The organism is Hymenobacter nivis, from assembly GCF_003149515.1.
Taxonomy (GTDB): domain Bacteria; phylum Bacteroidota; class Bacteroidia; order Cytophagales; family Hymenobacteraceae; genus Hymenobacter; species Hymenobacter nivis.
Genome location: NZ_CP029145.1, coordinates 2,429,520 through 2,450,253, shown reverse-complemented (window position 1 = coordinate 2,450,253; position 20,734 = coordinate 2,429,520). Strand labels below are relative to the sequence as shown.

At 63.6% G+C, this 20,734-nt stretch carries 18 protein-coding genes; 7 read left to right on the top strand and 11 right to left on the bottom strand.

The genetic code is table 11. The annotated features are described in order from the left end of the window. Positions 1 to 7: 7 nt before the first annotated feature. Positions 8 to 376: a CZB domain-containing protein gene (locus DDQ68_RS10835; protein WP_109656314.1), complete on the bottom strand. Its 369-nt coding sequence runs from the start codon at positions 374 to 376 to the stop codon at positions 8 to 10. Between the two features lie 100 nt (positions 377 to 476). On the opposite strand from DDQ68_RS10835, the gene gcvT reads away from it, so the two are divergent. Both gcvT and DDQ68_RS10825 read left to right on the top strand, forming a co-directional pair. Next, positions 477 to 1,586, top strand: a complete 1,110-nt coding sequence (gene gcvT, locus DDQ68_RS10830) for a glycine cleavage system aminomethyltransferase GcvT (RefSeq protein WP_109656313.1) — start codon at positions 477 to 479, stop codon at positions 1,584 to 1,586. A gap of 201 nt (positions 1,587 to 1,787) precedes the next feature. Further along, positions 1,788 to 2,507, top strand: coding sequence for a 2-phosphosulfolactate phosphatase (locus DDQ68_RS10825; RefSeq protein ID WP_109656312.1), 720 nt, complete (start codon positions 1,788 to 1,790; stop codon positions 2,505 to 2,507). Between the two features lie 93 nt (positions 2,508 to 2,600). Here the strand turns inward: DDQ68_RS10825 and DDQ68_RS10820 are convergent, their stop codons facing one another. Together DDQ68_RS10820 and dtd are read right to left on the bottom strand one after the other, a co-directional pair. Beyond that, a complete protein-coding gene (locus tag DDQ68_RS10820; RefSeq protein WP_109656311.1) occupies positions 2,601 to 2,927 on the bottom strand; it encodes a nucleotide pyrophosphohydrolase in 327 nt (108 codons plus the stop codon). 128 nt (positions 2,928 to 3,055) lie between these two features. Beyond that, positions 3,056 to 3,505: a D-aminoacyl-tRNA deacylase gene (dtd, locus tag DDQ68_RS10815; protein WP_109656310.1), complete on the bottom strand. Its 450-nt coding sequence runs from the start codon at positions 3,503 to 3,505 to the stop codon at positions 3,056 to 3,058. A 97-nt stretch (positions 3,506 to 3,602) separates the two neighbouring features. On the opposite strand from dtd, the gene DDQ68_RS10810 reads away from it, so the two are divergent. Then, entirely contained in the window at positions 3,603 to 5,168 is a 1,566-nt protein-coding gene (locus tag DDQ68_RS10810; RefSeq protein WP_109656309.1) for a hypothetical protein, read from the top strand. 179 nt (positions 5,169 to 5,347) lie between these two features. Here DDQ68_RS10810 and mltG read toward each other — a convergent pair whose 3' ends face one another. Both mltG and DDQ68_RS10800 read right to left on the bottom strand, forming a co-directional pair. Further along, the gene (gene mltG / locus DDQ68_RS10805; RefSeq protein WP_211320263.1) at positions 5,348 to 6,358 is read right to left on the bottom strand and encodes an endolytic transglycosylase MltG; all 1,011 of its coding nucleotides are present in this window, start codon (positions 6,356 to 6,358) and stop codon (positions 5,348 to 5,350) included. A 277-nt stretch (positions 6,359 to 6,635) separates the two neighbouring features. Then, complete coding sequence (locus DDQ68_RS10800; protein ID WP_109656307.1) at positions 6,636 to 7,808, bottom strand: ribonuclease D; 1,173 nt, start codon at positions 7,806 to 7,808, stop codon at positions 6,636 to 6,638. Between the two features lie 229 nt (positions 7,809 to 8,037). Here DDQ68_RS10800 and DDQ68_RS10795 point away from each other — a divergent pair, with 229 nt between their 5' ends. Together DDQ68_RS10795 and DDQ68_RS10790 are read left to right on the top strand one after the other, a co-directional pair. Beyond that, positions 8,038 to 11,121: a SusC/RagA family TonB-linked outer membrane protein gene (locus tag DDQ68_RS10795; protein WP_245897409.1), complete on the top strand. Its 3,084-nt coding sequence runs from the start codon at positions 8,038 to 8,040 to the stop codon at positions 11,119 to 11,121. 38 nt (positions 11,122 to 11,159) lie between these two features. Next, complete coding sequence (locus DDQ68_RS10790; protein ID WP_109656306.1) at positions 11,160 to 12,527, top strand: RagB/SusD family nutrient uptake outer membrane protein; 1,368 nt, start codon at positions 11,160 to 11,162, stop codon at positions 12,525 to 12,527. Positions 12,528 to 12,597: 70 nt separating this feature from the next. Here the strand turns inward: DDQ68_RS10790 and DDQ68_RS10785 are convergent, their stop codons facing one another. After that, the gene (locus DDQ68_RS10785; RefSeq protein ID WP_109656305.1) at positions 12,598 to 13,506 is read right to left on the bottom strand and encodes a prohibitin family protein; all 909 of its coding nucleotides are present in this window, start codon (positions 13,504 to 13,506) and stop codon (positions 12,598 to 12,600) included. Between the two features lie 96 nt (positions 13,507 to 13,602). Beyond that, positions 13,603 to 14,070 (bottom strand): hypothetical protein, encoded by a 468-nt coding sequence (locus tag DDQ68_RS10780; RefSeq protein ID WP_109656304.1) that lies wholly within the window; start codon positions 14,068 to 14,070, stop codon positions 13,603 to 13,605. Between the two features lie 111 nt (positions 14,071 to 14,181). Between DDQ68_RS10780 and DDQ68_RS10775 the strand changes: the two genes are divergently transcribed. Next, the gene (locus DDQ68_RS10775) at positions 14,182 to 14,427 is read left to right on the top strand and encodes a hypothetical protein (protein WP_109656303.1); all 246 of its coding nucleotides are present in this window, start codon (positions 14,182 to 14,184) and stop codon (positions 14,425 to 14,427) included. A gap of 74 nt (positions 14,428 to 14,501) precedes the next feature. On the opposite strand, the gene DDQ68_RS10770 is transcribed toward DDQ68_RS10775, so the two are convergent. The 3 genes from DDQ68_RS10770 to DDQ68_RS10760 form a co-directional block, all read right to left on the bottom strand. Beyond that, positions 14,502 to 14,810, bottom strand: a complete 309-nt coding sequence (locus tag DDQ68_RS10770) for a hypothetical protein (RefSeq protein ID WP_109656302.1) — start codon at positions 14,808 to 14,810, stop codon at positions 14,502 to 14,504. A 102-nt stretch (positions 14,811 to 14,912) separates the two neighbouring features. After that, a complete protein-coding gene (locus tag DDQ68_RS10765) occupies positions 14,913 to 16,175 on the bottom strand; it encodes an S-adenosylmethionine:tRNA ribosyltransferase-isomerase (protein WP_109656301.1) in 1,263 nt (420 codons plus the stop codon). 169 nt (positions 16,176 to 16,344) lie between these two features. Continuing rightward, on the bottom strand, positions 16,345 to 17,136 hold the full coding sequence (locus DDQ68_RS10760) for a class I SAM-dependent methyltransferase (protein ID WP_245897408.1): 792 nt from the start codon (positions 17,134 to 17,136) through the stop codon (positions 16,345 to 16,347). A gap of 230 nt (positions 17,137 to 17,366) precedes the next feature. Here DDQ68_RS10760 and DDQ68_RS22805 point away from each other — a divergent pair, with 230 nt between their 5' ends. Beyond that, positions 17,367 to 17,936, top strand: a complete 570-nt coding sequence (locus DDQ68_RS22805; protein WP_162550025.1) for a hypothetical protein — start codon at positions 17,367 to 17,369, stop codon at positions 17,934 to 17,936. 83 nt (positions 17,937 to 18,019) lie between these two features. Here DDQ68_RS22805 and priA read toward each other — a convergent pair whose 3' ends face one another. Then, positions 18,020 to 20,563 (bottom strand): replication restart helicase PriA, encoded by a 2,544-nt coding sequence (gene priA / locus DDQ68_RS10745; protein ID WP_109656297.1) that lies wholly within the window; start codon positions 20,561 to 20,563, stop codon positions 18,020 to 18,022. Between the last annotated feature and the right edge of the window lie 171 nt (positions 20,564 to 20,734).

The window sequence follows — 20,734 nt, the reverse complement described above, 5'->3', positions numbered from 1 at the left end:
CCCGGGCTTAGGCTTCGGTACGTAGCGTGCGTTCAATGGTTCGCAAGATGCCCGCAATGCCTTCGGCCTGGACCAGCACGGCGGGCAGGCCGGCGGCGGCCGCGTCGAGGCGGCCGGCCAGGCGGTGGTCCATCAGCACCGCCGCGTCGCGGTGCAGGCGGCGGTGGGCGGCGTCGAGGATGGCCATCTCGGGCACGTGCATGTAGGCCCCGGTCCGGCGTTCGGCAATCCAGTGGCCCAGGGCGCACTGGTCGGGGTCGCGCAGGGGCCCTTCGGCGTAGCCATTGCCGTACAAAAACGAGCGCGCCTTTACCTTGAACAATACGTGTTTGGTAATGGCCGACTCGAAGTCCTGCTTAATTTCTTTGGGGGTCATGGGGCGGCGTCGGCGTAAGTTCGTCTACGGCTATGGGCCGAAAGTAGCTACTTTCGCGGGCCGAAGCCGCGGCCGCAGTCGGCCTCATTCCCTTTCCCTCATGATCGTTTCCTCGCTCAAAACCGTTGCCCTCGACGCCACCCACCAGCAGCTAGGGGCCAAAATGGTGCCCTTCGCCGGCTACAACATGCCTGTGCGCTACTCCTCCGACCTCGATGAGCACCACACTGTGCGCCGGGCCGTGGGCATGTTCGACGTGTCGCACATGGGCGAATTCCGGGTGCGGGGCCCCCAGGCGCTGGGCCTCATCCAGCGCGTGACCACCAACGACGCCGCCAAGCTCCAGCCCGGCAAGGCCCAGTATTCAGCCCTGCCCAACTACACCGGCGGCCTCGTCGACGACCTGCTGGTGTACATGTTGGCCGAAAACGATTACCTGCTGGTAGTCAACGCCTCCAATATCGAAAAAGACTGGAACTGGATTCAGCAGTTCAACACTGAGGGGGCGGAGATGGAAGATATTTCCGACCGCACCAGCCTGTTTGCCGTGCAGGGCCCCAAGTCCGTAGCCGCGCTGCAAGGCCTCACCAACGTGGACCTGGCCGCCATTCCGTACTACTCCTTCACGCAGGGCCCCTTCGCCGGGGCCCCCGACGTTATCATTTCGGCTACGGGCTACACCGGCGCGGGCGGCTTCGAGCTATACGTGCCCAACGAGTACGCCCAGCGCGTGTGGGATGCCATCATGCTGGCCGGTAAGCCCCACGGCCTCAAGCCTATCGGCCTGGGCGCGCGCGACACGCTGCGCCTCGAAATGGGCTACAACCTGTACGGCAACGACATCGACGACACCACTTCGCCTTTCGAAGCGGGCCTGAGTTGGATCACCAAGTTCACCAAGGAGTTTACCAACAGCACGGCCCTGAAGGCCCAAAAAGCCGCCGGTATGGCCAAAAAGCTGGTCGGTTTTGTGATGGACGGCCCCGGCATTCCGCGCGGGCACTACGAACTGGTGGACGCCGACGGCCAGAAAATCGGCGACGTCACCAGCGGCACGCAGTCGCCGAGCCTGGGCAAGGGCGTGGGCCTGGGCTACGTGCGCGCTGAGCTGGCCGCGCCCGGCACCCAAATCTTCGTGCAAATCCGGGGCAAAAACCTGCCCGCCACCGTGCACAAGCTGCCGCTGGTGCCGGGTACGGAGGATGTATAGATTTTGGCCAAAGAACTTTCATAACGAACTGTCATCCTGAGCGCAGCGAAGGATCTGAGGACAACTGAACGGCTTGCAGTATTTATTTACTGCCAACCTTTCGGCCTTCCCAGATCCTTCGCTGCGCTTAGGATGACCCGTTTTTTGTCATCCAGTGCGCCCGCGTGCTTGTCACTTATTTAGAAATTCAACACCCCCGAAATGCCTGCTCTAGACGTTTGTTTTTCCCCCGATTTGCTGCCGTTGTATGATTTGCGGGGCCGGGTGGCCGTGATTGTGGACGTGCTGCGGGCCAGCACCACCATCGTTACGGCCCTGGTGGCGGGCGTCACGCATGTATTTCCGGTGGGTACCCTTGCCGAATGCAAGGCGCTGGGGGCCCAGGGCTGCCTCACAGCGGCCGAGCGTGAGGGTGTGATGGCCGAAGGCTTCGATCTGGGCAATTCGCCCTTCGGCTTCCTCGACCCCGCCCGGCCGGTGCGGGGCCGCGCCCTGGCCATCAGCACCACCAACGGCACCCAGGCCCTGCGCCGCTCGCTGGCGGCCGAGGCCGTCGTTATCGGCAGCTTCGTGAACCTGACGGCCGTGGTCAACTATGCCCAGCAGCAGCAGCGTGACGTACTAGTGGTCTGCGCCGGCTGGAAAGGCCAGTTCTGCCTCGAAGACACCCTGTTTGGTGGGGCCCTGGCCGCCCGCCTGGGGCCCCTGGGCTTCGACGTGGACCATTCCGACAGCACGCTGGCGGCCTTGCACCTGTGGCAGCAAGCCCAGGCCGACCTGCCGGGCTACCTGCTGCAATCGGCCGCCGTGCGTCGCCTCAATGCCCTGGAAGCCAACGACGATTTCCTGTTCTGCGCGAAAATTGACACCTACGCCCACGCCCTGCCCGTGCTGCAAAACGACCGGCTGGTGCTGGCGTAGGGCCCCGGGAGGCGAGGAACGAATACTTGAGAACGTCATGCTTCGCTGCGCTCGGCATAACGTTATATTAGAAGCCATTAGATGGCTTCCCAGCTACTTCAGCTTCTCGTTGTCCTGGTGCCGCTGGGCGTCGCGCTGGGTTTTCTTGGCCAGGTTGCGCGCCATGGCCTCGGTGAGGTCGACGCCAGTTTGGTTGGCGAGGCAGATGACCACGAACAGTACATCGGCCAGCTCGTCGCCCAACTCGTGGCCTTTGTCGGACTCTTTGAACGACTGCTCACCGTATTGCCGGGCAATGAGCCGGGCCACTTCGCCGACTTCCTCGGTGAGGATGGCCATGTTGGTGAGTTCGTTGAAATAACGTACGCCGGTGGTCGTAATCCACTGGTCAACTGTTTGTTGGGCTTGCTCGATGGTCATGGCGTAAGGTTGGTTTTAGTGATAAAATTAAGCGGCCAGGTAGGGATGTGACGCCAAGCTGCACTGGGCCTCGCCCCAGGGGCCCCCAGGGCAGCATAGGCAAGGCCGAGTACAGCTTGGCGGGGCCCTTACCCAGCGGGCGAATCGAGGACGATGGTGACGGGGCCATCGTTCACCAGGCTCACTTGCATGTCGGCCCCGAAGATGCCGGTGGGCACCGGACGGCCCAGCAGCTCGGCCACCATGGCCACAAACTGCTGGTACAGCGGCTCGGCTACGGCCGGCGGGGCGGCGCCCACGTAGCTGGGGCGGTTGCCCTTGCGGGCGTCGGCGAGCAGCGTGAACTGGCTCACCACCAGCACTTCGCCACCGGCGTCGAGCACGCTGCGGTTCATCTGGCCCGCTTCGTCGGCAAAAATGCGGAGCTGCACCAGCTTGCGGGCCATCCAGGCTAGCTGGGCGGGGCCATCGGTGGGCGCGAAGCCGGCCAGTACCAGTAGCCCCGGTCCAATACTGCCCGTGGCGGCCTCCGCCACAGTAACCTGCGCGCTGCGAACGCGCTGAATGACAAGGCGCATAAGAAAAATTAAGTTGAATACTGATCTGCCGGGGCCCCAGCGGATGCCCGTGCCGACCTTTGCGGTGGCCCGCCCCCGGGGTCCTAATTGCCCCCTGATGCCCGCAAATAACGCCGCGCCGCCGCTTCCCGCCCCGCCCACCGCCCGCTGGGGGCTGGGCCTGGCGCTGCTGGCGGTGCTGGTCCTGCGGCTGTGGCACCTGTTTGCCAATGGCTTGCCCGACTACGACTCGGTGCGCAACTGGCAGCTGGTGCAGGAGCTGGCGCATGGCGACGGCCACTCCATGTTCTTCACGGCCGGGCCGGGCTTCAACCTGGTGTTTGCCCTGCTGGCCTGCGTCACGTCGGATGTGCGGGTGTTTCAGGTGGCCAACGCGTTGCTGGGCGTGGCGGGGCTGGGGCTGTTTGCGCGGTTTGTGGGGCAGGCGGTAGCGGCCAGCGGGCGGCCCTGGCGCAACGCCGAGGCGGCGGCGCTGGTGCTGCTGGGCGGCACCGGGCTGCTGCTTACGTTTTCGGGGCGAGATTTTACGGCTGGCGCGGGCGGGCTGGTGCTGGCGGCGGGGCTGCTGCGCAGCCACTTCCGGCGGGTGCAGGCGGGGCCCCTGGCCGGGCGGCAGGCGGCGCTGCGGCAGGCCGCGTGGTGGCTGGCCGCGGGCCTGTGCTACAGCTACAAGTTCCTGCTGGTGCTACCCATCCTGGGGGCCCTGGAGGGGTGGCGGGCCGACTGGCCGGCCTGGCGCGGGGCCGTGAAGTGGCAGGTGCTGGGCCGCCTGGCGCTGCCCTACATGGTGCTGATGGCTGCCGGGGCCCTGCTGGCCGGCCTGCCCTGGTACCGCTGGCCGGCCACCTACGTGCGCCTCGTGCTGCCCGACGCGCCCAACCCCGCCGGCCGGCAGCTGGTGCTGAGCCCCGATTTTTTCTTCTACTTCCGCTATTTGTGGGCGTTCGAGTCGCCGCTGCTGCTGCCGGGGCTGGCGGCGGGCGCGTGGCTGGGGTGGCGGCAGTGGCGGGCGCGGCTGCCGGGGCCCGCCGGCCGGCCGCTGCCGCTGCTACTGTACCTGGGCATCTGGGCGGGGTGCTGGCTGGCGGGCATGGCGCTGCTGCAAAAGGCGCCCCGCGGCCTCACCTACGCCTTTCTGCCCCTGGCGGCGCTGGTGGTGCTCAGCCTGCGCCACCTGCCCGGCCGCTGGCGGGGCCCCGGGGCCGCCGTGCTGCTGGCCGCCCTGGCCCTGAATGGCTACCGGCTCTGGCAGCACCTCTACCGCTACCCGCCCAGCCACTACCCCGCCGTGGCCGCGTGGCTGCGCGCCCACGGGGCCCGGCGCGTGGCCAGCACGGTGGGCCTGGGCCTGGCCCCGTATCTACTTAAAGGCGAAGAATTTACTAGCATAACGAACGAGCGCCAGCTAGGGGCCCTGCGCCGCCAGGGCTACGACTACGTGGTGCTCGATGCCTATTGGCAAGTGGCCCACGTAGCGCAGTTCGACTCGCTGCGCCGCCAGCCACCCCTGGCCGCCTGGCCGGAAACCCGCCTCACCGAGCCGCTGCTGTTCCTGGAGCATTCCGAGTTCACCGGCCTCACTTACGACCAAACCCTGGACTGGCAGCGCGAAGCCACGCAGGATTCGGTGCAGCTGCGCGTGTACCGCCTGGGGCCCCGGTAGCGGTTGGTTGCCAGACCCTATCTGGAATAAGTGCAAAAAAGAACGTCATGCTGAACGCAGTGAAGCATCTCTTTGCCGCGTAACTGCCTCAATCGGCTGGATTACCTGCGCGGTAGAGGTGCTTCACTGTGTTTAGCATGACGTTCTTGGAATTGATATTTAGTTAATACCCAATGCCCTCACCGCTTCACGCCCAGGCTATCCAGGTGGTGCTGGTAGCGGCGGGCGTTGCGCTTGTGCTGGGTGTAGGTGGCGGCGAAGTCCGAAAAGCCGCTGCCGTCGGGGCGGGCGCAGAAGAACAGGTTGTCGTTGTGGGCGGGACGTAGCACGGCGTCGAGCGAGCTGGCGCGGGGCGTGGTGATGGGCCCCGGCGGCAGGCCCTTGTGGCGGTAGGTGTTGTAGGGCGAATCCACTTTTTTGTCCACGTTCAGCACGCGCTTGCGGGTGCCGAGGCCGTGGAGGGGCCACAGCAAGGTGGGGTCGGCCTGCAAGGGCTGGCCCAGGCGCAGGCGGTTGAGATACACGGCGGCGATGAGCGGCTTGTCGGTAAGCTGGGCCGTTTCGCGCTGCACAATGCTGGCCAGCACGCCCACCTGCACCGGCGTGAGGCCCAGCGAATCGGCCTGGGCCCGGCGCGGGACCGACCAAAACCGGCGGTGCCGCGCCGCCACGGTATCCAGGAAAGCGGCGGCACTGGTGTTCCACAGTAGCCGGTAGGGCCCCGGAATGAACAGCGTGCGCACCGTGCAGGTATCAAGGTTGTAGCGCGCGCGTAGGCCGGCGTTGTTATTCAACAACAGGCTGAGCTTGAACGAATCCGCCTCAATCTGGCGGCTGACTTGCCGGGGCAGGTTTTCTAAGTAGTGGAACGGCGCTAGCTCAAACTGCACCGTGTCTTGCCGCCCGCTTTCGAGCAGCTGCACCAGGGCCAGGTTGCCCAGCCCGGGGCCCAGCCGGTAGCGGCCGGGCCGCACGTGCGCCGGGTAGCCGCGCCAGCGCGCCACCCAATCGAACGCGCCCGGCTCGCGCAGCATCCCCTGCCGCCGCAGCGAGTCGCGCACGGCCCCGTAGCCGCTGCCCGTGCGAATGTACAGGTACGCATCGCCCTCCTCAAATGCCACCACATTGGGCCGGTACAGTACCCGCCACGCCGCATAGCCGCCCGCCACCAGCAGCCCCAGCAAACCCAAACATCCAATTAACAGCCAACGGCGCATCGTACTCGGTTAATGAATTATGGCCGCCCCGGGGCCCCAACCGTAAAGGCGAGCTGGAAGGTTCGGGGCCCCCGCCGCGCATCAACGGCCCCGGCAGACGACTATTGCCAACCCAGTCGGCCACGCAACGGCTCCAAACTGCCGCAACGATTAGCGGGCTGCCGGCAAAAAACCAGCAGCCCGCCCCAAGGCCCCATCAAAAGGCCTCCCCGAATCTGTTCTTATCCGTTAAGTCTACTTAATCTGCGGTTCAGGCAAATGGAGCGGTAATCAACTCGTAGTCTTCGCCGTGCTTTTCGGCGGTAGCTTTTAGCAGCTGTTGCTGCCAGGGGCGGAGGGCCCCCGCGGCGCCCTGCTCCACCACCTCGGCTATGAGGCGGTTGCTGAGGACCATGTTGGCCATCACGGGGCCCTGGTCGGCGGCGAGGTGGGCCTTGAGGGTCAGCAGCAAGGTTTCGCGGGCTTCGGCGCGGTTGGCGGTGGCCCCGTTCAGGCGGCGGCGGAAGGGGAACTTGCGCTGGTCGGCGGGCAGCGGGGCCTCGCCGGGCAGGTCGGTGGTGCCGATGGCCAGCAACTGGTCGGCGTAGGGCGCGCGCTTCAGCTCAGGGTGCAGGCCGTTGGCGGCGCGCAGCTGGTTAGCGGTTTCGATGGGCTGGCGGGCTAGCTCGGCCAGCCGGTCGTTGCTGATGACGTGGTAGGGCGGGCGGTCGAGCTGCCGCGCCACCGTGTCGCGGAGTTTGTACAGCTCGCGGAATACCGGCATTTCCTCGGGCGTAATCTTGAACTTGGTGGCGTTGCGGGCCCAGGGGCGGGGCTCGTCGCGGCCGTAGCGCACGGCTTCCAGGGCCTGGTTTTCCTCGGCGGCCCACTGGGCGCGGCCCATGTCGGCGAGGCGGTCGGCCAGGCGGTCGGTCAGTTCGAACAGGTAGAGCACGTCGTTGGCCGCGTACTCCTTCTGGGCCTCGGTGAGGGGGCGCTTCAGCCAGTTCGACTTCTGCTCGCCCTTGTCCACTTCAAAGCCCAGCTCGCTTTGGATGAGGCGGCCCAAGGAGATGTTGTTATCTTCGGCGGCCAGCAGGCTGAATTGCACGCTGGTGTCGACGATGGTGCGGCAGTTGACGCCAAACACCTCGTCGAGGAGTAGAATATCCGACTTGCAGGAGTGGAATACCTTGGCCACGGACGGGTCGCGCAGCACGGCAAACAGCGGGTCAAGGCCGGCAGCCATGCCGGGCTCCAGCGGCAGCGGGTCGATGAGGTATACTTCCTGCCCGTCGAACACTTGGATTAGCGCCAGGTGCCGGCCGTAGCGGTAGCGCATGTCGTCAAACTCCAGGTCGATGCCGATGCGCGGCAGGGTGGCGAAGTGGGTGGCCGCGGCGGCAATGGCGTCGGCAGTGGTGAGGTAGTGGATTGTGGGCATCGCTGGCAAAAATAGGGGTGTGGGGCCCTATTGCCTATCAAATGCTACGTGGCTTATTCATGCAAATAGTCCAACAAGCTTTTTTAAGGTAAAAAAATTGGGTGATAAGTGGAGTTTTTGTTAAATTGGAATAGATTTGACCTTTATAATTGACATAGTTTGAGAAAAAATATTAATTTTTGGTACTGTATTCCCCTTGTTTTGCTTTTTCAACTTTAAACCCTGCTGCATGAAGATGAAACATTTTACTCATTATCGGCCGCTATTACTGCTGCTGAGCTGGCTGCTAACTGTGCCCGCCTGGGCCCAGACCCAGGCCGTGGGCGGCCGTATTTTGGGCTCGGATAGCGGGGCCCTGCCCGGCGTAACCGTGCTGGAGCGAGGCACCACCAACGGCGCCACTACCGGCGCCGACGGCACCTACCGCCTGAGCGTAGGGCCCCGGGCTTCGCTGGTGTTCAGCTCCGTGGGCTACGCCACCCAAACTATTGCCGTGGGCGGCCAGTCTACCGTCAACGTTACGCTGCAAGCCAGCGCCACCGAGTTGAGTGAGGCCGTGGTGGTGGGCTACGGCACCCAAAATAAAGCTGATCTCACAGGCTCGGTGGCCCTGCTGTCGAGCAAAGACGTGGGCAACCAGCCGGTGCAGTCGTTCGAGCAGTCTATCCAAGGCAAGGCGGCCGGGGTGTTCATCGAGAGTGGTAGCGGCAAGCTGGGCCAGGGCATTCGGGTGCGGGTGCGCGGCGTATCCAGCATCAGCGGCGACACGCAGCCGCTATACGTGGTGGACGGCATCCCGGTGCTCGCCGACAACCTGTCGTCGACGACGGCCGCCACCAACCCAATTGGCGACATCAATCCCAACGACATCGAGAGCATCAGCGTGCTGAAGGACGCGTCGGCCACGGCCATCTACGGCTCGCGCGCCACCAACGGCGTGGTCATCGTGACGACCAAGCGCGGCCGGGTGGGGGCCACCAAGTTCACCGTGGCCTACCAGACCGGCCTGAGCAGCCCCACGCACCTGCGCGACTTTCTGAACGCCTCGCAGTACATCGACCTGCTGACCGAGGCCCGCAACAACAACAGCTCCTCGGCCGCTTCCACTGCTGCCCGCCTGCGCATCATCTCGGGCGGCCAGGACCCGGCGAGCTTCGACAGCAACTGGCAGCGCGAGGCGTTCCAGCGCGCCCCGTTCTCGCAGTACGACCTGAGCGCCAGCGGCGGCTCGGAGAAGACACGGTTTTTTATTTCGGGCCAGTACAGCGACCAGCACGGCATTTTGGTGAGCAACCGCTACCAGCGTATGAACGCGCGCTTTAACCTTGACCACCAAGCCACCGACAAGCTAACGTTCGGCACCAACGTGGGGGCTACCCGCTCGGTGAACAACCGCCTGCCCAATGACAACGCCTTCAGCACGCCGATGCAAATTGTAGCGCTGTCGCCCCTGACGCCCATTACTGACCCGCGCACGAACCTGCCCGCTGGGGCCCTCGACCCGGCCACTGGTTCTTATAGCACCAACTTCCCGTTCTACTACAACCCTTTGCTGAGCGTGTTAGGGGGCTCGTACACCACTACTACCTACCGGCTGCTGGGCAACGTGTACGCACAGTACAAATTCACACCGGAGCTATACTTCCGTTCCGAAGTGGGCGTTGACTTCACCAACTACAACGAAGAGCAGTACCTGGGCCGCGTCACCTCACGCAATAGCAACCCTACAAACGGCTACGGCTACAACGCGGCGCAAGTGAATGCCAAACTGGTGGTGAATAACTACCTCAACTACCATAAAACGTTTGCCGAGCAGCACCTGGTGGACGTGACTGTGGGCACGGCCTATGAGCAGGGCCAAATCACGGGCAACAACGTGACCGGTACCCAGTTTGCCTCGGATGCCTACAAAACCATCGCTAATGCCTCGTCCATCACGGCGGGTAGTTCGTTCAACAACGGCGGCAACACTTTGGTCTCGTACTTCGGCCGGCTATCCTACGCCTACGCGGGCAAGTACCTGGTGGGCGGCAGCGCCCGCCTCGACGGCTCGTCGCGCTTCGGGGCCAACAACCGCTACGGCCTGTTCTCGGCCGGCTCGCTGGGCTGGCTCATCTCGGAGGAAGACTTCCTGAAGGGCAACGCCACCCTGAGCACGCTCAAGGTGCGGGCCAGCATCGGCAAAACCGGCAACCAGGGCTTTGGCAACTTCCCGTCGCGCAACCTGTTCAGCGGCACCTCCGGCTACGTGGGTGTGCCGGGCCAGTCGCCGTTGCAGCTCGGCAACCCCGACCTGACCTGGGAATCGACCACGCAGTACGACGCCGGGCTGGAGTACGGCTTCCTCGACAACCGCATTTCGGGCGAGTTTGATATCTACCTGAAAAACACCAACGGTCTGGCCCTGAACCAGCCCGTGCCGCTGACGACGGGCTTCGGCTCGATTTTCCGCAATGTGGGCAGCCTGCAAAACAAAGGTCTTGAGTTCACGCTGACGACCCGCAACTTCGTGGGCGACTTTGCCTGGACGACTAGCTTTAACGCATCCATCAACCGCAACAAAATCACCAACCTCAACGGGCCGTCCATCCTGGGTGGCAACCTCAGCCGCGCCCAGGAAGGCCAGCCGCTAGGCGTGTTTGTGGGCCCCGAGTACGCCGGCGTGGATGCCGCCAACGGCGACGCGCTGTACTACTCTAACGCCACAAAGGCCGACGGCAGCCTCGACCGCTCAACTACCAATGACATCAACGGCGCTGCCTACGTGGTAGTGGGCAACCCCAACCCGACCTGGACGGGGGGCATCACGAACAACTTCTCCTACAAAGGCTTCGACCTGGCGGCGACGCTAGTGGGCGTGTTTGGCAACCAGATTTACGACGGTGGCGCCCAGTTTTATTCGGTGGGCTTCAATAACGGCTACGACAACCAGACCATCGACCAGCTCAACCGCTGGCAGAAGCCGGGCGACATCACCAATGTGCCCAAGGCTTACCTGTTTGGGGGCAACGGCACGGGCGCCTCGTCGCGCTTCGTGCGCAACGGCGACTACGGCCGCCTGCGCACGGTACTGCTGGGCTACAACCTGCCCACCAGCGTGGTGAAGCGCGGCTACCTGCAATCGGCCCGCGTGTTTGTGCAGGCCCTCAACCTGCTGACCTTCACCAAGTACAAAGGCTGGGACCCCGAGGTGAGCACCGACTACCTGACCGGCTCGGGCAGCACGAGCCAGAATAATATCAACCAGGGCACGGACTTCTACACCGCGCCGCAGGCGCGCACCTTCACGGTGGGCGTCAACCTGGGCTTTTAAGCCGTAGGGGCCCTATTTCTTCTCAACGCGCTACTCTTATGAAAAAAATACTATTTGGGTTACTGGCCGCCTGCCTCGCCACGGGTACGGTAATAAGCTGCAACAACAAGCTCAACGTGGTGCCCGTTAATTCTATTGACGCCGCCAATGCCCTGAATACGTCCGACGATGTGCAGGCCGCCCTGGTGGGCAGCTACACTAGCTTGCAGTCCGCCGACGCGTACGGCGGGTACGTGCAGTTTGACTCGGACCTGCTGGCCGACGACGGCGATTTTACCTTCGTAGGGACCTTCATCAACCCGTACCAGTTCCAGCGTAAAAGCATTCGCCGCGACAACACTAACGCGCAAAACACCTGGGCTCAGGGCTACACCGTCATCAACCGCGCCAACAATGTGCTAGCCAACCTGGACAAGGTAACGGCTGCCGCCAGCAAAACGCGGATTGAGGGCGAAGCCCGGTTCCTGCGGGGCCTGTCGTACTTCGACTTGGTGCGCCTCTATGCCCGCGCCTGGAACGATGGCACGCCCAGTACCAACCTCGGCGTGCCCGTGGTGACCACGCCCACCACCGTCGTAACGAACGCCAACCTACTGACCCGCAACACGGTGGCCGAGGTATATACCCAAATCATCGCCGACCTGACGGCGGCTGAAGCGCAACTGCCTACCAACAACGGGATATTTGCCAACAAGTACGCCGCGGCGGCCATCATCTCGCGGGTGTACTTGCAGCAGGGCCGCTACCCGGAGGCCGCCGCCGCCGCCAACCGCGCCACCGCGGGGCCCTATTTGCTCAACCCTGTCTACAATACTGAGTTCTACCAAGGCACCGATTTAGTGGCCAACACGCCGGAAGACATTTTCACCATCCAGAACTCGGCTCAAAGTGGTACCAACCAGCTGAACGTTTTTTATGCGGAGAAGCGACGAGGCGATGTGAGTATTAATAGCCAGCTGCTGAAGCAATTCGAGGCCGGCGATGCCCGCACCAGCTTGTTCACCGCAAAGGCTAGCCAAACTTACTCGAACAAATACGACGCGCAGTATGGCACCATCAAGCTTATCCGCCTGGCCGAAATGTACCTGACCCGCGCCGAGGCCAACTTCCGCGCCGGTACGGCGGTGCCGGTGGGCGCCACGCCGCTCAGCGATGTCAACTTGGTGCGGGCCCGCGTGGGCTTGCCGGCGTTGGCCACCGTCACGCTGCCCATCATCCTTAAGGAGCGCAAGTTAGAGCTGGCTTTCGAGGGCTTCCGCCTCGGCGACCTCAAGCGCAACCAGGAATCCACCACCGACCCCGCCACCGGGGCCGCCGTGGCCTGGAACTCGCCGCGCTTGGTGCTGCCCATCCCGCTGGCCGAAATCAACGTAAACCCCAACCTGGTGCAAAACCCCGGGTACTAGCTCTGGCTAGCGTAAACATAAAAAGGCCCGCAACACTTGTTGCGGGCCTTTTTCGTGTTTGCGCTAGCATTTATTTCTCGCCGATGATCAGCTGCGGGGCCCCCCGGCCACTGCCCATGATGATGACCTTGGCGTTGGGCGAGGTGGCAATGGCCTGGTTGGCCTTGATGGCTTCGTATTGCAGCAGCTTGTCGCTCAGTTCGGTGTTCACAATGCGCTGGTAATCGGCAATGCCCTGGGCCTCCACGCGCTTGCGCTCGGCTTCCTGCTTTTCCTTTTGCAGCACGAACTGCATTTTCTGGGCATCCTGCTCGGCCGAAATCTTGCTCTCAATGCTGGCCTTCACCGACTGCGGGAGCTGGATGTTGCGGATGAGGAGCTGGTCGAGCTGGAGGCCGTTGGAACGGAAGTCCTTCTCGATGGCCGCCAGAATACGGGCCTGGAATTCCTCGCGCCGCGTGGAGTACAGTGCTACTGCGTCGTAGTACACGGCGTTGTCGCGGATGCGGGTGCGCGAAATGGCCCGCACAATCTTGTCCTGATAGTCCTCGCCGATAGTGGCCAGGATTTTAGGGGCCTGGGTGGGCACCACGTGGTAGAGCACGGTGAGGTCGATGACCACTTCCAGCCCGTCGGCCGACAGCACCCGGATGGCGTCGTCGCCGGCCTGCTGGCCCTCGTTACGCACCGCCGACATGGTATAGTTCTGGGTGCGGGTATCGAAGCGCGTCACATCCACGAGCGGGTTCACTAAGCTCAGGCCGGGCTGGAGCACGCGCTGCTGCACCTGCCCAAACAAGGTCTGCACGCCCACCTGGCCTACGCCCACCTGCACCAGCGTACTGAAGGCGGCCCCGAGCAGCAGCAGCGCGCTACCTAGGAAAATAAGGCCGCCGCGCAGCCGCTCCACGCGCTCTGAGAACCGGCTCGCGTTCAGCCCCACTATCAAAATAAAGAAACCAATTATGACCAAGAACATGGGTTGGGTAGAGAAATTTGGGGGCCCACCGGCGCGCGGGCATTCAAAAGCGCCCGGGCCGGAAGCCGTTAGTATTTAACAATTAATTCCCGCAATTCATTCGTCGTCCGCGTCGGCCTCAAAGTCGAGGTTGCGGGCCAGGTCCATGCCTTCGCGGGCAATTTCGGCGAGCAAGTGGGGCGTGTCGGCGTCCAGGGTGCGGCCGAAGAGGTTGAGCAATTCCTCGCCCTGCTCGTTCACGTAGAGGTTGTCGTAGAGCTGGTCGAACAGCTGGGCTTCGCGGCCGATGATGCGGTCGATGTCCTGCGGCGAGCGGCTTTGCTCCAGGGCCCGGTGCAGCACGGCCAGGGCCCGGCGGCTCTCCTCGTGGTCGCCGAGGTCGGCCAGCAGTTTCAGCAGGCTCATAGCCAGGCCCAGGCGCAGCTGCTCGAAGCGAAACGACTGGTCGGGCGGCGCGGCAGACCGAAACTGGTCGTGGGCCCCGCGGGCGGTGGGGGTGAGGTACTGGGCGGCCTCGGCCGGGGTGGCGAAGGCGAGGTGCAGGAGTTGTTCGTAGGGCGACATGGGGGCGGAAAACACGGCCCGGGGCCGTGGGCAAACGAAGGCAGGCGCGCTACCTTCGCGCCGAAAGTTACGCGGCGGACGGGCCCCGGCTTTCCCCCTCACCCTTGCCGCATGGCCATGACGCACAAGAAAAAATGGTTGCTGTTTGCGCCCGCCGGGCTGGCCGTCATCGGGGCCGGGGCCAGCATGGTGCACTGGGCCGGGGCCCTGAAGGACCGCCGGGCCCCCGCCCTGCAGTGGGTGGCCGCCGGTACCGCCGCCCTCGTCGTGCTGAACGCCGGCGTCAGCCTGTTCGGCCGCGGCGTGGTAGAAAAAGTATTGCACGAGGTGCGCGAAAAGCCCACGCCGGGCGCGTAGGGGCCCCGCAGCGGGCCCCAATAAAAAGAGCCCTGGATTGCTCCGGGGCTCTTTTTGTTGGGAAATGAGTGGAGCTATTGGCTGTTCTTCTCCATCTTGGCCGTGCTCTTTTTGAGTTTACGGCTGGCTTTCAGGCTGTTTTTTTTCGTCTTACGGGCGACCTTTTTAGTGCTTCTTTCCACGGCTTTGGCACCTTTTCTAACGAGGTTGCCAGCGGCGTCGGTCGTGTTTTCGATGGCCTGGCCCACATTGGTTTTGCCGGTCGTGGTCACCGTTTTTTCCGTGCCGTTGTCACGCACTTTCACTTCGGTGGTGGGCGTGGTTTGGGCGAAGGCGGCAGTGGTAAAGGCGAAGCTGGCGAGCAACAGAAGTGCTTTTTTCATGATTGGGAGTATAAAAATTGTGACGGAGCTTTGTACGCCCCCGGTGTATAAAAGTTATTCGCAAGGAGCGTGCCAGAGCAATAAAACAGCAATAAATAGGGTTTAAATCCGATCCTGCCCCGGCAGCAGCAGCGAGCTGTCGCCGTAGCTCAGAAACCGGTAGCCGTGGGCCAGGGCGTGGTCGTACACGGCGCGCCAGCCGGGGCCCAGTAGGGCGGCTACCAGCAGCAGCAAGGTGCTTTCGGGCTGGTGGAAATTGGTGATGAGCCCCTGCACCAGCCGGAAGCGGTAGCCGGGCCCGATGAGCAGCCGGGTGCTGGCCTGGAGCGTGTTGGTGCCGCTGGCTTCGAGGTGGCGCAGCAGGGCCCCCAGGGCCGCCTCGACGGACACATCAGCGGCGTTCTCATAAGGCTGCCACTGGCCCACGGCCAGCGCCGGGCCGGCGGCCTCCCCCGTGGCCAGGGCGGCGCCCAACCAGTAAAGGCTTTCGAGAGTGCGCAGGCTGGTGGTGCCCACGGCAATGACCGGCCGCGGCCGGTGGGCTAGCAACTGGCGCAGCAGCGCGGCCGTCACGAGCAGCGGCTCGGTGTGCATGGGGTGCTCGGCCATGCGGGTGGCCTTCACGGGCTGGAAGGTGCCGGCGCCCACGTGCAGCGTGACATGCGCCGTTTCGAAGCCTTGGGCTTGCAGCTCGGCCAGCAGTTCGGGCGTAAAGTGCAGGCCGGCGGTGGGGGCGGCCACGGCGCCCTCGTGGGCGGCGTACACGGTTTGGTAGCGCACGGCGTCGGCGTCGGTGTCGGGGCGGCCCAGGTAGGGCGGCAGCGGCAGGCGGCCGGCGCCTTGCAGCACCTCGGCAAAGGTGAGGGCCCCGGGCGCCCAGCGAAAGTTGATGAGGGCCGTGCCGCCGGACTCGCGGGCCTGGCGGGTAGCCCACAGGGTGGCGGGCTGGCCGTCAGGGGCGATGAATTCTACGGCCACGGGGCCCTCTTTCCAGCGGCGGCCGTTGCCCACCAGGCAGCGCCAGGTGCAGGCTCCCATCTGGGCCAGAGCGGGTTCCAGGGCCCGGTGCGGCGCCACGGGCTCCAGGCAAAACAGCTCCACAGCCCCGCCGGTGGGGCGGTGGGCCAGCAGCCGCGCCCGTACCACTTTGGTGTCGTTAAAGACCAGTAGGGCCCCGGCGGGCAGCTCGCCGGGCAAGTCGCGGAAGATGCGGTCCTCAATAACGCCGCCCCGGTTCACCAGCAGGCGGCTGGCGGCCCGGTCGGGCAGGGGCTCCGGGGCAATGCGCCCGGGCGGTAAATCGTACACAAAGTCTTGGATGGCGAGCTGGCGCGGGTCCGTCGGCTGGTCTGTAAGCGGGTTCATAGGTCCAAAGGAAGCGGTTTGGGGCCGGGCTACCGGCTTTTCGCCGGCTGCCCGGTAATCGTCGCGGTGGTTTGCGGGCAGTTAGGGGCCCCAGGGGTGCAGCGGTTCAGCGATTACCGGACAGCTGGCGAAAAGCCAGCAGCCAGGGCCCTGGATTCTCCAGCTCGTTCTACTTGGGCCGGCGAAACAGCAGCAGGTGCTGCTGGGGCAGGGATTCGATGGCGCCGGCAAATTCCAGGCCCACGGCGGCCATTTCCTTACGCGCCTGGGCCACGTCCATTTTGTGAATGCGCTTGATGGGCACGTTAGGGTCCTCGGCGCGGTACTCCACCAGGGCCAGGCGGCCGGTGCCGGGGCGCAGGGCCTGCCGGATGGCCCTGCCCATTTCGCGTGGGTAGTCGAACTCGTGGTAGGCGTCCACGATTAGTACCAGGTCCACGGCGCCGGCGGGCAGGTTAGGGTTGTCGGCCGCACCTAGCACGGGGCGCACGTTGGCGAGGTGGTTTTTGGCCTTGTTGGCGGTCAGCTCGGCAACCATCTCGGGCTGAATGTCAACGGCCAGCACCTGGCCTTGGGGTACCAGCCGGGCTATCCGAAACGAAAAGTAGCCCGTGCCGGCCCCGATGTCGGCCACTACGTCGGTGGGCTTTAGCTGCAACTCTTTGAGAAGCAAGTCGGTGCCTTCCTCATGGCTGCGGTCACTGCGTTCCAGCCAGTCGGCGCCTTCGTGGCCCATCACGTGGGCAATCTGGCGGCCTAGATAGTACTTGCCGATGCCGTTGGGGTCGCGGGGCGGGGCCAGCTCGTAGCCGCTGGTGTCGGGCAGGGGCGGGGCGGGAGATAGCGCCGCCAGGGCCCCTACGCGGCCAGTGGTGGCGGTTTCGGTGGGCATCTGGGCACAAGCGGCCAAGAGGGCCCCTGCCGCCGGGCCGAGCAACCAAATCACAGAATATTTACGCATAAGAAGGAGCAGCTAATCGCGCCGGGCTTAACAGCAAACTGGGCCGTCCCGTTTGGCGCATTGGGTTAATGCTGAGGTTAAGCAGGCAAAAACGGGGCCCGGTTTGGCAATTACTCGGGGCTCTAATTCCAAAAAAAATAATGTAAGAAAACCATCGACGCATACAACGGTACCTACTTTTACTCGTAGAACGCCACAAATCGTTTTTCATTTTACTCCTACTACCCTTTATGAAAAAACTCTCCTCTCCCTTCGCTCGCTTGCTGGCCGTGGCCGGTTGCGCCCTCGCCCTGGGCAGCTGCAACCGCGCTGAGTACGCCATGCTCCCCAAAACGTCGACGTATTACGGCGAGGCTACGCACCGCCACGTGGCCGCTGCCCCCGCCGCCGTAGTTGCCGCCCCGATAGAGGCTCCCATTCCTGCTTTGGTAGCGCCCGTAGCCGCTGTGGCGCCCGCCGCGCCCCAAGCCGTGGCCCCCCAGGCCCTGGCTACGCCGTCGGCCGCTGCGGCCACCGCCGTAGTTGCGGTCCCCAAGCCTACGCTGGTGCAGCGCATGATGGCCAAGAAAGTGATGAAAAAACTGGACAAGATTACCGCCAGGATGCAAGCCAAAGACGGTAGCAGCACTGCCTCCACGGCGCGCATCGATGGCAACCTGCGTACGGGTTTGATCTTTCTGCTGGTGGGCTTGATCGTATCGTTGTTCGCCGGCATCAGCGGGATTTTCGGTGTGATTGGCGCTATTCTCGCCGTCATCGGCTTGGTATTCATCGTGCTCTGGCTGCTTGACCAAGCGTAGGCCGTAGGCTAGTTGATCATTAACTCAAAATTAGAGCCCCTGGCTATTCAGCCAGGGGCTCTAATTTTGAGTTAATGAATTGGTTACATGGGATCTACGTCGGCCACTAGGCGGGCTTGCTTGAACTCTTTCTGGTCGCGTACCACGTCCATGGCCGCGCCGATTTGCTCCTTGGCGTGGCGCAGCACAGTGTGGGCGCGCTCCAGCTTGATGGTGATTTCCTGCAAGAAAAAATTGCGGATGCGGAAAATATAGGGCGCCTCGGGGCCCAGCACGGCGCCCGCGCCCAGGCGCTCCACCAGCTCTTGCGCGAGCAGAATGGCCGCCTTTTCGCCCACGCCCTGCTCCACGTGCTTCACCGTCATCTTGATGATGCGGGTGAAGGGCGGGTAGCCGTGCTCGTGGCGCTGCGTAATTTCGTAGTTGTAAAACTCCTCGTAGTCGTTGCGCATCACCTTGTCGAAGATGACCTGCGTGGGGTCGGCGGTCTGAATCAGCACCTTACCTTTTTTGCCCTTGCGCCCGGCCCGGCCGCTCACCTGCACAAACATCTGGTAGGCCCGCTCGTGGGCCCTGAAATCGGGGTAGTGGATGATGCTGTCGGCGTTGATGATGCCCACCAGGCTCACGTTGGCGAAATCGAGGCCCTTGGTCACCATTTGGGTACCCACCAGTACGTTGGTGTTCTGCTTTTCGAAGTCGGAAATGATTTGCTGGTACGAGTTTTTGGCCCGCGTTGTGTCCAGGTCCATGCGCTGCACGTTGGCCTGGGGTAGCATTATTTTGAGGTCGTCCTCAATCTTTTCGGTGCCGAAGCCCACCGTTTTCACGGCCCGCGAGCCGCAGGCGGGGCACTTGACCACCATGCTTTCGTGGTAGCCGCAGTAGTGGCAGCGCAGCTCGTGGCTGTGCTTGTGGTAGCTCAGGCTCACGGCGCAGTTCGCGCACTTCGGAATCCAGCCACAGTCGTCGCAGGCCACCACGGGCGAGTAGCCGCGCCGGTTCTGGAACAAAATGACCTGCTCCTGGGCCCCTAGTTTTCGTTCGATTTCGCCCAGTAGCTCGGCCGAGAAGTGGTTGTGCATCGTCTTCTGCTCGCGGGCCTTGCGGGTGTCCACCAGCTCCACGTCGGGCATGCCGGCCTCGCCAAAGCGCTTGCTGAGCGTGACGAGCCCGTAGCGGCCCTGGCGCGCCTGGTAATAGGTTTCGACGGCCGGCGTGGCCGAGCCCAGCAGTACCTTGGCCCCCTGGAAGCTGCCCATCATCAAGGCCACCTCGCGGGCGTTGTAGCGCGGGGCGGGGTCGTACTGCTTGTAGCTCGACTCGTGCTCTTCGTCGACGATGATGAGCGCAAGGTTGTCGAACGGCAAAAACACCGCCGAGCGCACGCCCACCACCACCTGGAAGCGTCCGCCGAGCACGCCGTTCCACACCTCCACCCGCTCGTTATCCGAAAATTTGGAGTGGTACACGCCCAGTCGGGCCCCAAACACGCGCAGCAGCCGGGTCACAATCTGGGCCGTGAGGGCAATTTCGGGTAGCAGGTACAGCACCTGCCCGCCGCCCGCCAGCGCCTGCTGAATCAGGTCGATGTAAATCTCGGTCTTGCCCGAGCCCGTCACGCCGTGCAGCAGGGCAATGTCGCGGGCTCCAAAGTGCGTCATAATCTCGTCGCGCGCCGCGAGCTGGGCCGCGGTGAGGTCGAAATTGGGCTGAGTGGCCGTGCCGTCGTCCATCGGAAAGCGCGACACAATTTGGTCGAACTGCTCCAGTACGCCGTTCTTAATCAGCGTGTTCACGGCCGAGGCCGATAGCCGCGGGCTGCTGGTAAGGGCCGCTTTTTCGAGGCCCGCGTGGTTGGCGTGTTCGTTTTGCACCACCGGCACGCGCTGCAAGTAGTGCAGCAGCGCATCGAGCTGCTTGGGCTTGCTGCCCAGCACGTTGAATAGTTCCTCCAGGGCCCCCGCGCTCACGTAGCGGTGGGCCAGGCGCACCTTTTTCAGCACCTTGGGCGCGTACTTATCAGCGGTATGCTCAAAAAGGAAAATCACGTCCTTGTGCATCAAGGACTTGATGACCTTGTGGAACGAGGCGATGCCCAGCAGGTCGCCCACTTCGGTGAAGGTCAGGGCCTTGCCGTCGCTCACTGTGCCCAGCGCGTCGACGATTATTCCTTCCTGCGGCGTGAGCGGGTACTCGTTGTCTTCGCGCGCAAAGCCTGGGTGCAGCTGGATGCGCGACTCAGAGCTGAGTTTGAGCGCGGCCGGTAGCGCGGCGTTGATGACCTCGCCCAGCGTGCAGAGGTAATAGTCAGCCATCCAGCGAAATAGCTTCAGTTGTGGCTGCGTGACGACGGGCGCGTCATCAATAAATTCGAGGATGTACTTGGCCTGGTAGTTGGCCGGCGGCGTTTCGTGCACGGCGGCCACAATGCAGCTCAGCGTCTTCTTGGCTCCAAACTGTACGATGACGCGGCCCCCAATCACCACGTTGTCGTTCAGCTCAAACGGTACGCGGTAGGTGTAGAGCCGGGGCAGCGGCAGGGGCAAAATCACGTCCACGAACAGCGTCACCCGGTCGGGCGCGCTGGCCGGGGTCGGCGAAATAAAATCAAGCGCTAAAGTCAAAACGGCGGCAGAGTAGGCGAATAGTAAAGATAACGCGCCGGCGCTGGCCGTAGTTTAGCGTAAAGCGCGTAACTGCAAGCCGGCAAACGGGGTGAGTTTGCGACGCGCGGCCGCGTAGCGGCCCAGCGGGTGGCACAGGTCGGTCGTTCAATTTTGCGAGTTACAAACTCG